The sequence below is a fragment of the Micromonospora sp. CA-249363 genome (assembly GCF_050950185.1).
Classification (GTDB): domain Bacteria; phylum Actinomycetota; class Actinomycetes; order Mycobacteriales; family Micromonosporaceae; genus Micromonospora.
On the sequence record NZ_CP192020.1, the window covers coordinates 6597276 to 6610074 of the forward strand.

At 71.9% G+C, this 12799-nt stretch carries 12 protein-coding genes; 3 read left to right on the plus strand and 9 right to left on the minus strand.

The annotated features are described in order from the left end of the window. Window positions 1–479 precede the first annotated feature (479 nt). Window positions 480–824 (minus strand): histone-like nucleoid-structuring protein Lsr2, encoded by a 345-nt coding sequence (locus ACQPZK_RS29675; RefSeq protein ID WP_007466057.1) that lies wholly within the window; start codon window positions 822–824, stop codon window positions 480–482. Window positions 825–936: 112 nt separating this feature from the next. Further along, window positions 937–2445 carry a lysine--tRNA ligase gene (gene lysS / locus ACQPZK_RS29680; RefSeq protein WP_433536038.1) on the minus strand — a complete coding sequence of 503 codons (1509 nt, stop codon included), beginning with the start codon at window positions 2443–2445 and terminating at the stop codon, window positions 937–939. An 89-nt stretch (window positions 2446–2534) separates the two neighbouring features. On the opposite strand from lysS, the gene ACQPZK_RS29685 reads away from it, so the two are divergent. Continuing rightward, window positions 2535–3275, plus strand: coding sequence for a class I SAM-dependent methyltransferase (locus tag ACQPZK_RS29685; RefSeq protein WP_433536039.1), 741 nt, complete (start codon window positions 2535–2537; stop codon window positions 3273–3275). Between the two features lie 4 nt (window positions 3276–3279). On the opposite strand, the gene ACQPZK_RS29690 is transcribed toward ACQPZK_RS29685, so the two are convergent. The 7 genes from ACQPZK_RS29690 to ACQPZK_RS29720 form a co-directional block, all read right to left on the minus strand. After that, on the minus strand, window positions 3280–4038 hold the full coding sequence (locus ACQPZK_RS29690) for a type III pantothenate kinase (protein WP_433536040.1): 759 nt from the start codon (window positions 4036–4038) through the stop codon (window positions 3280–3282). A 17-nt stretch (window positions 4039–4055) separates the two neighbouring features. Then, window positions 4056–4952, minus strand: coding sequence for a carboxylating nicotinate-nucleotide diphosphorylase (gene nadC / locus ACQPZK_RS29695; protein ID WP_433536041.1), 897 nt, complete (start codon window positions 4950–4952; stop codon window positions 4056–4058). Next, window positions 4949–6643 (minus strand): L-aspartate oxidase, encoded by a 1695-nt coding sequence (locus tag ACQPZK_RS29700; RefSeq protein WP_433536042.1) that lies wholly within the window; start codon window positions 6641–6643, stop codon window positions 4949–4951. Before ACQPZK_RS29700 ends, nadC begins: the two co-directional genes overlap by 4 nt. A 78-nt stretch (window positions 6644–6721) precedes the next feature. Continuing rightward, window positions 6722–7618 carry a septum formation family protein gene (locus tag ACQPZK_RS29705; RefSeq protein ID WP_433536043.1) on the minus strand — a complete coding sequence of 299 codons (897 nt, stop codon included), beginning with the start codon at window positions 7616–7618 and terminating at the stop codon, window positions 6722–6724. 96 nt (window positions 7619–7714) lie between these two features. Beyond that, entirely contained in the window at window positions 7715–8143 is a 429-nt protein-coding gene (panD, locus tag ACQPZK_RS29710) for an aspartate 1-decarboxylase (RefSeq protein ID WP_433536044.1), read from the minus strand. A 45-nt stretch (window positions 8144–8188) separates the two neighbouring features. Beyond that, entirely contained in the window at window positions 8189–9037 is an 849-nt protein-coding gene (gene panC / locus ACQPZK_RS29715) for a pantoate--beta-alanine ligase (RefSeq protein WP_433536045.1), read from the minus strand. Next, window positions 9034–10008 carry a Rossmann-like and DUF2520 domain-containing protein gene (locus tag ACQPZK_RS29720; protein WP_433536046.1) on the minus strand — a complete coding sequence of 325 codons (975 nt, stop codon included), beginning with the start codon at window positions 10006–10008 and terminating at the stop codon, window positions 9034–9036. The genes panC and ACQPZK_RS29720 overlap by 4 nt, the downstream gene beginning before the upstream one ends. Window positions 10009–10296: 288 nt before the next feature. Between ACQPZK_RS29720 and ACQPZK_RS29725 the strand changes: the two genes are divergently transcribed. Together ACQPZK_RS29725 and ACQPZK_RS29730 are read left to right on the plus strand one after the other, a co-directional pair. After that, complete coding sequence (locus tag ACQPZK_RS29725) at window positions 10297–11589, plus strand: SAM-dependent methyltransferase (RefSeq protein ID WP_433536047.1); 1293 nt, start codon at window positions 10297–10299, stop codon at window positions 11587–11589. Next, a complete protein-coding gene (locus ACQPZK_RS29730) occupies window positions 11586–12773 on the plus strand; it encodes an NADH-quinone oxidoreductase subunit D (protein ID WP_433536048.1) in 1188 nt (395 codons plus the stop codon). The genes ACQPZK_RS29725 and ACQPZK_RS29730 overlap by 4 nt, the downstream gene beginning before the upstream one ends. The last annotated feature ends 26 nt before the right edge of the window (window positions 12774–12799 follow it).

The window sequence follows — 12799 nt, forward strand, 5'->3', positions numbered from 1 at the left end:
CTTGATGGTCAAGATCTTGGCGGGGCCGGTGCACGAACGTCCGGGACGGGCGTCCGTGCCTCCTTACTCTATCGTCGCTGACCGACTCAGCTGAGGTCGTGTCTCTCCGGTCCGGGTCGGTTCCACGTCGTTTTGCACAACCGTCCGCGCTCAGGAGGTGTTCCGGTACCCCTGTCGCTACGCGTAGAGCGAAATCCGGTCGACCATGCGGAAGCCCTCCACGGCCTCCGGAGAGGCCCCGTGGGGGCCTCGGACGGTCATCCACAGGTTGTGGACAACTTCTCCACCGCCTGTGGACAACGTCGCCCGGGCCGCACGACATTCCCGCCCGACCCGGCCGCACGACATTCCCGCCCGACCCGGCCGCCGGACACCGCCCGCCCGGGGGTGCAGAGACGGCGACGCCGGCCCGGAGGGTGCTCCGGTCCGGCGTCGGTGTCGCCCCGCGGTGGCCGCTGCCACCGCTCAGCTGAACGAAATCAGCGCTTGGCGTGGTACTCGTCGACGATCTCCTGCGGAATACGGCCGCGGTCCGAGATGTCCTTGCCGGCCTTCTTGGCCCACTCCCGGATCGCCTTGTTCTGCTCCCGGTCGGCGGTGGCGCCACCGCGACCGCGGGCGGCCCGCCCACCGATCACCACGCCACCGCGACCCACCTTGGTGCCGGCACCGACGTACGGCGCGAATACGTCGCGCAATTTCGCGGCGTTGGCGCCGGACAGGTCGATCTCGTACTGAACGCCGTCGAGCGCGAACTTGACGGTCTCGTCCGCGTCCCCGCCGTCCAGGTCATCGACCAGCTTGTGAATGATCTGCTTGGCCACGTCCCACATTCCTTTCGAGCAGGGCGCTCCTGCTAACGAGAGCACAATAACCCGCGTGCCGCTTACCCCGTCAATAGGATGCCGTTACGACTCGCTGGGAGTCGGCGGTCGACTACTCCGGGCGTACCAACGGGAAGAGGATCGTTTCCCGAATTCCGAGGCCGGTGAGGGCCATCAAGAGGCGGTCGATTCCCATTCCCATACCCCCGGCCGGAGGCATTCCGTACTCCATGGCCCGAAGAAAGTCCTCGTCGAGACGCATCGCCTCGTCGTCGCCGCGGGCCGCGAGCTGCGCCTGGGCGACCAGCCGTTCCCGCTGCACCACGGGGTCGATCAGCTCGGAGTACCCGGTGCCCAGCTCGAAACCGAGGATGTAGAGGTCCCACTTCTCGGTGAGTCCCGGCTCGCTGCGGTGCGCCCGGACGAGCGGGCTGGTCTCCTCCGGGTAGTCCCGCACGAAGGTGGGCGCCTGCAGGCCGGGGACGACCAGTTCCTCGAACAACTCCTCGGCCAGCTTGCCCGGGCCCCACTTCGGGTCCACGGCCAATCCCACCTTGTCCGCGTACTCGACCAGCCGGGAGCGTTCGGTACGGACCGTGACCTCCTCGCCGAGCGCCTCGGAAAGGACCCCGAACAGGGACACCGATCGCCACTCGCCGCCCAGGTCGAACTCCCGCCCGTCGGCGTGGGTCACCACCGTCGAGCCGCTCACCGCGATGGCCGCCTGTTGCACCAGATTGCGGGTCAACTCGCCGATCGTGTCGTAGTCCCCGTACGCCTGGTACGTCTCCAGCATCGCGAACTCGGGCGAGTGCGAAGAGTCGACACCCTCATTACGGAAGTTGCGGTTGATCTCGAAGACGCGGTCCACGCCACCGACGAGGGCGCGCTTCAAAAACAGTTCCGGAGCGATTCGCAGATACAGATCGGTGCTCAACGCATTGCTGTGGGTCACGAACGGTCGGGCCGTCGCGCCACCGTGCAACAGTTGCAGCATCGGAGTTTCCACCTCGATGAAACCCTGACCGTGCAGTGAATCGCGCAGGCTGCGTACCGCCGCCGCGCGGGTCCGGACCATCTGCCGGGCCTGCGGGCGGACGATCAGGTCCACGTAACGCTGCCGGACCCGCGCCTCCTCGGAGAGCGGCTTGTGCGCCACCGGCAACGGCCGCAGCGCCTTGGCGGTCATCTCCCACCGCTGCGCCAGCACCGACAACTCGCCCCGGCGGCTGGTGATCACTTCGCCGGTCACGCCGACGTGGTCACCCAGGTCGACCAGGCGCTTCCAGGCCTCCAGCCGTTCCGCGCCGACCCGGTCGAGGGAGAGCATGGCCTGCAACTCGGTGCCGTCGCCGTCCCGCAGGGTCGCGAAGCAGAGCTTTCCCGTGTTGCGTACGAAGATCACCCGGCCGGTGACCGAGACCTCGTCGCCGGTGGCGGTGTCGGTCTCCAGGTCGGCGTAGCGTTCCCGGACCTCGGCCAACGTCGTGGTCCGCGGGAATCCGAGCGGGTAGGGCTCGACGCCCTCGGCGAGCATCCGGTCCCGCTTCTCCCGGCGGACCTTCATCTGCTCGGGAAGGTCGTCGGCGGGGTCCACTGGCACGGCGTTCTGCTCGCTCACGGCACGCTTCCTCGTCACGGGAGATACAGGGGGTCAGGCCTGAGCGTACTCAAGCGCTCCGGAGGCTGTTACGGGATAACCTGCCCGACATGGTCGATCACACTCACGCCCTCTCCTTCGGTGCCGCGGCGAGCGATTACGACCGGTTCCGACCCACCTATCCCGCCGCGGCGCTGCGGTGGGCACTCGACGGCCTGGGCGACGGCGGAGAGGTCGTCGACCTGGGCGCCGGCACCGGCATCCTGACGCGCGCCGTGCGGGCTCTGGGTTTCCACGTCGTACCCGTGGAGCCTGATGCGGGGATGCGGGCGCAACTCGCGGTCTCCACGCCGGGGACGACGGCGCTGGCGGGCAGCGCGGAGGCCGTGCCGCTGTCCGACGGCGTGGCGGACGCGGTGCTGGTCGGAACGGCCTACCACTGGTTCGACCGGGAGCCCGCGCACGCCGAGATCGCCCGGGTACTGCGCCCCGGCGGCACCTTCGCTCCCATCTGGAACATCCGTGACGACAGCGTCGAATGGGTGGCAGAGCTGGGTCGGATCGCCCACCTCGATGACAAGTCGGCCGATCTGGTCCAGAACAACACCGACTTCGGACCCGGGTTCACGGCCGTCGAGGCGCGCGAGTTCGGGCACCGCACGGTTCTCACCCCGGACGAGGTGCTGGGCATGATCCGCACCCGTTCGTACTGGCTCACCGCCTCGACCGACGATCAGCGGCGGGTCGAGCGCGAGCTGGCCGAGCTGCTGGACACCCACCCCGCCCTGGCCGGCCGGGAAACCGTCGAGCTGCCGTACCGGACGTTGGTCCTGCGCGCCCGACGCCGCTGACCCGTCAGAGGTTGCGTTCGTAGACCATCCGCAGGCCGATCAGCGTGATCATCGGCTCGTGGTGGGTGATGCTGCGGCACTCGTTGAGCACCAGCGAGGCGAGGCCGCCGGTGGCGATCACCGCCTTCACCTCGCCCAACTCCTCGGTCATCCGCTCGACGATCCGGTCCACCTGCCCGGCGAAGCCGAAGTACAGGCCGGCCTGGAGGCACTCCACGGTGTTCTTGCCGATCACCGAGCGGGGCTTGGTGGCCTCGACCTTGCGCAGCTGCGCAGCCCGGGCGGCCAGCGCGTCGAAGGAGATCTCGATGCCCGGGGCGAACGCACCGCCGAGGAACTCACCGCGCTCGCTGATCACGTCGAAGTTGGTGGTGGTGCCGAAGTCCACGACGATCGACGGGCCGCCGTAGAGGGTGTACGCGGCGAGGGTGTTGACCACCCGGTCGGCGCCCACCTCCTTCGGGTTGTCGATCGCCAACTGCACCCCGGTCCGCACGCCCGGCTCGACCACGACGCTCGGCAGGTCGGCGTAGTACCGGCTGAGCATGGTGCGCAGCGACCGCAGCGCGGCCGGCACCGTCGAGCAGGCGGCCACACCGGTGATCTCGACGTTGTCCCCGGCGAGCAGACCCCGGAACATCAGGCCCAGCTCGTCCGCCGTCGAGCGGGCATCGGTCTTGATCCGCCAGGAGTGCACCAGCTTGTCGCCGTCGAAGGTCGCCAGCACGGTGTTGGTGTTTCCGATGTCGATGCAGAGCAGCACGCTCGAAGCCTAGACAACTACTCCGTGCGCAGGTCCAGCGCGATGTCCAGGATCGGCGACGAGTGGGTCAACGCGCCCACCGAGAGGAAGTCCACGCCGGTGGCCGCATAGCGGGCCGCCACCTCCAGGGTCAGCCCGCCGGTCGCCTCCAGCTCCGCCCGATCACCCACCGCTGCCACCGCCTCGGCCAGCACCTCGGGCGTCATGTTGTCGCAGAGCAGGAAGTCCGCGCCGGCCTCCACCGCCTCCACGGCCTCGGCGACGGTGGTCACCTCGACCTGCACCGGCACCTCCGGGAACGACTCCCGGACCCGCCGGTACGCCGCCGTGATGCCCCCGGCCGCCAGCTTGTGGTTGTCTTTGATCATGGCCACGTCGTAGAGGCCCATCCGCTTGTTGGTGCCGCCGCCGGCCCGCACCGCGTACTTCTCCAGCGCCCGCAGGCCCGACGTCGTCTTGCGGGTGTCCAGCACCATGGCCTTCGTACCGGCCAGAGCGTCCGCCCAGGCACGGGTGTGGGTGGCCACCCCGGACATCCGGCAGAGCAGGTTCAACGCCGTCCGCTCGGCCGTGAGCAGCAGCCGGGTCGGGCCGGCCACCGTCGCCAGCACGTCGCCGCGGGCCACCCGCTCCCCGTCGCGGGCCGACACCGACACCTCGACGGTACGACCGGCAGCCGTCACCTCGCCCACCAGCTCGAACACGGCGGCGGCCACCGCCAGCCCGGCCACCACGCCATCCGCGCGGGCCACCAGATCGGCGGTGTCGGTCTGCTCGGCCGGGATGGTCGCCACGCTTGTGACGTCCAGGAAATCCGGCCCCAGATCCTCGACCAGCGCGGTCTCGACCACCCGTCGTACCTGCTCCGGGTCCAGTCCCGCCGCCCGCAGCGCCGTCCGAGTCGACTCGATCATGAATTTGCCTCCCACTGCTGCGTCACCGCGCCCTGCGCCCCGACCGACCCCACGAGGTGGCCCCGCCACCGCTCGCCGGCCGTCGGGTAGTCCTCCCGCCAGTGGCACCCCCGCGTCTCGGCGCGCGCGTACGCCGCCCCGACGAGCGTCGACGCCACCGTGAGCAGGTTCGTCGCCTCCCAGTCGGCGGTCCGGGGTCGACCCCGCGCCGCGCCCAGCTCCGTCAGCGTCGCCGCCGTCCCGGCCAGCGTCGCGGCCGAGCGCAGCACCCCGGCGCCACGGGTCATCGCGCGCTGCAGGGCCGACGTCGCCTCGGCCGGCACCACCCAGCCCGCACCGCCGCGCCACGCGCCGACGTCCGCCGGTTGCGCCTGCTCGGGCAGGCCGGCCGCGATGTCGTCGGCGATGCGTCGGGAGAACACGAGCCCCTCCAGCAGCGAGTTGCTGGCCAACCGGTTCGCGCCGTGCACGCCCGTACAGGCGACCTCGCCGCAGGCGTACAGGCCGGGGATCGACGTACGGCCGCGCAGGTCGGTGCGGACGCCGCCGGAGGCGTAGTGGGCGGCCGGGGCGACCGGGATGAGGTCGATGGCCGGGTCCACGCCGATCGCCAGGCAGGACGCCACGATGGTCGGGAAACGCGCGGCCAGGAAGTCGCCGCCCAGGTGCCGGGCGTCGAGGAAGACGTGGTCCGCGCCGCTGGCCAGCAGCACGCGGTGGATGCCCTTGGCCACCACGTCCCGGGGGGCCAGCTCGGCCAGCTCGTGCTGACCCACCATGAACCGCTTGCCGTCGGTGTCCACCAGGTACGCGCCCTCGCCGCGCAGCGCCTCGCTGACCAGCGGCTGCTGCGCGTGGCCCGCGCCGGGCACCCCGACGCCGGAGGGGGTGATCAGCGCGGTCGGATGGAACTGGACGAACTCGACGTCGGTCACCGCCGCACCCGCCCGCAGCGCCAGCGCCACCCCGTCGCCCGTGGAGACCGCCGGGTTGGTGGTGGCCGCGAAGACCTGCCCCATCCCGCCGGTGGCCAGCACCACCGCCCGGGCGAGCAACGCGCCCACACCGTCCTCGCTGCCCTCACCGAGCACGTGCAGGGTGATCCCGCAGGCCGGGCCGAGGCCGTCCGGACCGTCACCCGGCGCGCGCAGCAGGTCCAGCACGAGGGCGTGCTCGACAAGCCGGATCCACGGGTCACGTTGCACGGCGGCGTGCAGGGCCCGCTGCACCTCCGCGCCCGTCGCGTCGCCGCCCGCGTGCACGATCCGGTCCGCCCGGTGCCCACCCTCGCGGGTCAACATCAGCGAGCCGTCCGGATGGCGGTCGAACTCCGCGCCGATCCGCATCAGCTCCCGAAGCCGGGTCGGCCCCTCCTCGACGAGAACCCGCACCGCCGCCGGATCGCAGAGCCCCACCCCGGCGATCTCGGTGTCCCGCGCGTGCGCCGCCGGGGTGTCCGCAGGGTCGAGCACGGCCGCGATGCCGCCCTGCGCCCACCGGGTCGAGCCGTCGTCGATGTTGACCTTGGTGACGACCGTGACGTGCAGACCCGCCTCACGCAGGTGCAGCGCGGCGGTCAGCCCCGCCACCCCGGACCCCACCACGATCACGTCCGTGGTCTCCACCCAGCCGGGCTCGGGCGCGGCCAGCAGTCTGGGCAGGGCCGGCAGGTCGACGGTCGGAAGGTCCATCCCACCAGTCAACCCGAACGATCCTCGCCGGGGGCGGCGGGGGCTCAACGAGTGGTTTGGGCTACCCCGTCCGGCCGCTCACTTCGTCCGCACCGGCAGGCCGGCCGGGCCCGCGCCCTTCAACGACGCGGTGACCGTACGGTCGCTCAACCACAGGTAACAGCGGACCCCCCGGTCGCCGACCCGCCAGCGCCCCGCGCCGGGCGGGCGGACCACCACGCCGCTGCGGAACCGCAGGTCGGAGTCGTCCGGCACGCCCACATAGCGGCCGAGGAGGCTGCGGCAGCCGTCGTAGAGGGGCGCCCAGTCGGCATTCTTGGCCGGGTACGGCTTGTCCGGCGCGCGCCACACCCCGACGAACTCGGCGTCATGGCGGCCGGCGCACTCCACCGGGACCAGCGTCTGCACGTCCCGGCCCGCCCCACCACGGCTCTGCTGACAACCCAACCGCAGCCTGCTGGCACCCTTCAACGCGTTCCGCAGGCTGCCCGAGCGGACCACCACCGTGGCCGCCGTCTCGACCGTGGTCAGTTCGGTCACGTCGCACCGGTACCAGCGGGCGCCGGCCGTCCAACCCGGCCCGGAGGGCAGCGCCACCGACAGCCGCAGTCGCCCGGCCCGCCAGTCGTCACCCACGTACGCGGAGGCCCTGGTGTCGCATTCGGCGAACGCGCCGCGCAGCTCCACCGAGCCGGTGGCCGGCACGGCGGGCCGTTCGGCGGGGAACGTCCCCACGTGGACGGTCTCCACCCGGTGCGGGCCGGCGCAGTCGATCGGCTGGTAGGCGGCCAGCGTGACCACCTCGGTGAAGTCGGCGGCCTGGCACACCCCGACGGCCGGCGTGAAGGCCGTGGCCGGCGGCAGCGCCGCCCAGTCGTCGGTCAGGTCACCGTCGAGGCCACCGGAGGTGGCACAGCCCACCAGCAACACTGCCGTGACGGCAGTGGCGAGCAGGGTCGTCATCGCACGGCGCATCGCGGCCTCCCCCAGCCACCTACCGGCTTCCGCCAGCGTGCCCAGGGTAACCGGAAATGACCTTCCGGTGACAGACCGGAATCGCCTCGCGCGAGATCAGACTCCGGACACGGCGAACGGGTTCGGCACCGGGTCACCGGCCGTGCCCGGCGCCGCCGTGGCCGGGTCGGCACCCAGCTCGACCACCCGGTTGTCGGCGTCCACGTGCACCACCCGCGGCCGGTACGACCGGGCCTCGGCGTCGTCCATCTGCCCGTACGAGATCAGGATGACCAGGTCACCGGGGTGGACGAGGTGCGCGGCAGCGCCGTTGATGCCGATCACACCACTGCCCCGGGCACCCGGAATCACGTACGTCTCCAGTCGTGCGCCGTTCGTGATGTCCACGATCGCGACCTGCTCGCCGGGGAGCAGGTCGGCGGCGTCGAGCAGGTCCTCGTCGACCGTCACCGAACCGACGTAGTGCAGGTCGGCCTGGGTCACCGTGGCGCGGTGGATCTTCGATTTGAGCATGGTCCGCAGCATCGGGCTGGCCTTTCGAAAAACGGTGGTGGTGGAGTACGGCCGAGGTCAGGGACGAGGGGCGAGGTGGACGGCCGCGTTGTCGATCAACCGGGTGGTGCCCACCCAGGCGGCGATCACCAGGCGGGCCGGCCCGGACACCGGCCCCGGCTCCAGCTCGGGATCGGTGAGCACGAGGTAGTCGAGCTGGGCGCCGGGCGTACCGGCGCCGAACGCCGAGTGCGCGGCGGACAGCACCTCGCCCGCGTCCAGGCCGTCGTCGGCGGCCCGGGCTCCCGCGCGCAGCGCGGCGGAGAGGCTGAGCGCCGCCGCACGCTCGGGCTCGCTCAGATAACGGTTACGGCTGGACAGCGCCAGCCCGTCCGGCTCCCGGACCGTCGGTACGCCGACCACCTCGACCGGGACGTCCAGGTCCCGGGTCATCCGCCGGACAAGGGTGAGCTGCTGGTAATCCTTCTCGCCGAAGAACGCCAGGTCGGGGCGGGTGAGCTGGAGCAGTTTCAGGACCACGGTGAGGACGCCGTGGAAAAAGCCGGGACGGCTCGCGCCCTCCAGCTCCGCGCCGAGCGGCCCCGGGTCCAGGCGCACCCGGGGCTGGCCGTCCGGATACATGTCGGCCACCGAGGGGGCGAAGACGAGGTCGGCACCGGCCCGCCGGCACACCTCCAGGTCGGCGTCGAGGGTGCGCGGATAGCGGTCGAAGTCCTCGTTCGGCCCGAACTGCAACGGGTTCACGAAGATCGTCACCAGCACGTGGTCGGCCTGTTCCCGGGCCGCCCGCAGCAGGGTCTCGTGGCCCTCGTGCAGCGCGCCCATGGTCATCACCACGCCGACGGTGCCCTTCAGCGCGCCCCGGGCCTCGTCCAGCTCGGCACGGGTGTGCACCACCTGGGTCATGCCGCCACCTCCCGATCCGTCCCGGCGAGCACGCCGAGCAGCGACTGCGCGTCCACCGCTCGGAGCCGGCCGGCGGCGATCGCCCGGTCGGCCGTACGCCGGGCCAGCGCCAGGTAGGCGGGGACCGACTCCGGCGCGGTGGCGGCCAGCCGGGCCAGGTGCCGCTCGACCGTGCCCGCGTCGCCCCGGGACACCGGACCGGTCAGCGCGTCGTCGCCGAGGCGCAACGCGTTCTCCAGGGCGGCCCGCAGCAGCGGGGCGAGCACCTTCTCCGGGCGGGCCACCCCGGCGTCACGCAGCCGGTCGGTGGCCTCGTTCACCAGGGTCACCAGGTGGTTCGCGCCGTGCGCGAGCGCGGCGTGGTACAGCGGGCGGTCCGCCTCCGCCACCCACTCGGGCACGCCACCGAGGTCGGTGACGAGCCGGGCGGCCAACGGGCGCAGGTCAGCCGGGGCGGTGACCCCGTACGAGATGCCGTCGAGGCGGGCCAGGTCGTCCGGCGTACCGGTGAAGGTCATGGCGGGGTGCAGGGCCAGCGGACGGGCCCCGACCGCGGCGGCCGGCGCCAGCACGGCCAGACCGTGCGCGCCGGAGGTGTGCGCGACCACCTGACCCGGGCGCAGGGCGCCACGCTGGGCGAGATCGGTGACCACCCCGGCCAGGGCGTCGTCCGGTACCGCGATCAGCAGCAGGTCGGCGGCGGTGCGGGCGACGGAGAGCGCCGACCGGCGGGGCACGTCGGGCAGCAGCAGGGCGAGTCGGGCGCGGCTGGCCCCGGAGTCACCGGCGACGGCGATCACCCGATGGCCGGCGGCGGCGAGGGCCGCGCCCAGCACCGCCCCGACCCGACCCGCGCCGACGACACCGACGGTGAGTGGGCGGGAGGTGGCGCGGGCGCCGGTGTCGGCGCGATCCCACGACCCGGCAGGCCCGTGTGGGGCGGCCGGTCGCGGGCGCAACGGTGCGCTCATGACGACGATCCAGTCCTCGAGAAGGGGTACCGGTCGATCGCAAGTATGCGCCCGCGTGACAGACCCGAAACAGGACATGTGAAAACCTTCACCACGAACCAGAACCCACCGCAGCCCGCCCTGAAAAGCCCCCGCACCCGCCCCGCGATCTTGCACTTCCGGTGGCGACATAAGGGGCATGTGACGCATAAAGGCAACTCAAAGTGCAAGATCGACGTGATCTTGGCATGCCTTGTAGGGGCGGGCGGTGCCAGAATCCTGCTGATGCCTGTCGGCTGGCGAGACGCCATGAGTCGGGCCCTCTACGGGCCGGACGGCTTCTTCGTGGCCGGCGCCGGGCCGGCCGACCACTTCCGGACCAGCGTGCACGCCTCCCCCGCCTTCGCCGCCGCGCTGCTGCGCCTTCTCGCGCAGGTCGACGCGGCCCTGGGCCATCCGTCGCGGCTCGACGTGGTCGACGTCGGGGCTGGGCGGGGGGAACTGCTGATGTCCCTGCTGGTTGCGGTGGGGGTTTCCGGGGAGCCCGCCCACTCCGCCGGACTCGCGTTGGGGGTTTCCGGGGAGCCCGCCCACTCCGGGCGGTCAGGCTTGATCCCTGCGTGGTCGGGCTCCCCGGAAACCCTGACCTCCACGGCCGCCGTCCGTCGGTCGCCCGACGAGCCGTCGTCGCTCGCCGGTCGTCCGTCGCTCGCGGAACGAGTCCGCTTTACCGCAGTCGAGTACGCCGACCGGCCGGAGAGCCTGCCCGAGGAGATCAACTGGACCACCGAGATCCCCGACGGCATCACCGGACTACTGCTGGCGACCGAGTGGTTGGACAACGTCCCGCTCGATGTGGCGGTACACACCAGCGACGGTTGGCGGTATGTGCTCGTCGAACCCTCGACCGGTGTGGAGACGATCGGCGAACGCGTCGACGCTGCTGACCTTGATTGGCTGGCCGCCTGGTGGCCCGGTCCCGCGAGCCCTCGCAGTGCGGACCGTGCCATGACCGGTGGTCCAACCTCGCCGGATGCGACGAGCGCAAGCGGGTCGGGGCTCCGGGCAGCCCGGCCGGCGCAGGGATCAAGCCTGACCGCCCGGAGCCGGTCGGGCTGCCCGGAAACCCCCCACAGCGGCCACCGCGCAGAGATCGGCAGATCACGGGACGAAGCCTGGGCGGACGCGGTGGGCAGGATCAGCCGAGGGCTGGCGGTGGCGGTCGACTACGGGCATCTGCGGGACGGCAGACCGGTGGACGGGACGTTGACCGGTTACCGGAGTGGGCGGCAGGTGCCTCCGGTGCCGGACGGGTCGAGCGATGTCACCGCGCACGTCGCGGTGGACTCGGTCGCCTCCGCCGGCGCAGCGGCCGCCCGGTGCGCGTACTCCCTGGTCTCGCAGCGGGAGGCGCTGCGGGCGCTCGGGGCCGACGGTGGCCGACCGTCGCTCAGCCTGGCCGGTACCGACCCGGCCGGCTACGTGCGGGCGTTGGCCGCCGCGTCGGCGGTGGCCGAGCTGACCGACCCGGCCGGGCTCGGCGGGCACTGGTGGCTGCGCCAACCGGTCGGCATCCCGCTACCGCCGGCCGTGGCACGATGACGGGCATGACCACCGACGCCGGGGACCTCCGCGAACTGACCGTCGGCACCGGGGCCGGGCTGGTCGCCGGCACCGGCGGTCAGCAGCTCGGCACCGACATGGTGCTCAACATCGGCCCGCAGCACCCGTCGACGCACGGGGTGCTGCGGTTGAAGCTGGTGCTCGACGGCGAACGGGTCATCGCCTGCGAACCGATCGTCGGCTACATGCACCGGGGCGCGGAGAAGCTCTTCGAGGTACGCGACTACCGGCAGATCATCGTGCTGGCCAACCGGCACGACTGGCTGTCGGCGTTCTCCAACGAGCTGGGCGTGGTGCTCGCCGTGGAACGCCTGATGGGCATGGAGGTGCCCGAGCGGGCGACCTGGCTGCGGATGGCCCTCGCGGAGCTGAACCGGGTGCTCAACCACCTGATGTTCCTCGGCTCGTACCCGTTGGAGATCGGCGCGATCACCCCGGTCTTCTACGCCTTCCGGGAACGGGAGACCATCCAGGCGGTCATGGAGGAGGTCTCCGGGGGCCGGATCCACTACATGTTCAACCGGGTCGGCGGCCTCAAGGAGGAGGTGCCGTACGGCTGGACGGGACGGGCACGTGCGGCCATCGGCGAGGTCCGTCGGCGGCTGCCCGACCTGGACCACCTGATCCGGCGCAACGAGATCTTCCTGGCCCGTACCGTCGGAGTGGGCGTGCTGTCCGCCGCCGACGCCGCTGCGTTCGGCGCGTCCGGGCCCGTGGCCCGCGCCTCCGGCCTCGACCTGGACCTGCGCCGCGACGACCCCTACCTGGCCTACGACGAGCTGGACGTCCCGGTGGTCACCAAGACCGCCGGGGACTGCCACGCCCGCTTCGAGGTGCTGCTCGACCAGGTGTACGCGTCGTTGGACCTCGCCGAGCAGTGCCTCGACCGGGTGGACCGCCTCACCGGGCCGATCAACACCCGACTGCCGAAGGTGCTCAAGGCGCCGGAGGGGCACACGTACGCGTGGACGGAGAACCCGCTCGGTATCAACGGCTACTACCTGGTGTCGCGGGGTGAGAAGACGCCGTGGCGGTTGAAGTTGCGCACCGCGTCGTACGCGAACGTGCAGGCGCTGGCCACCCTGCTGCCCGGTTGTCTCGTGCCGGACCTGATCGCCATCCTCGGCTCGATGTTCTTCGTGGTCGGCGACATCGACAAGTGACGGGGGTCGGCCTGGCCTCGACGCCG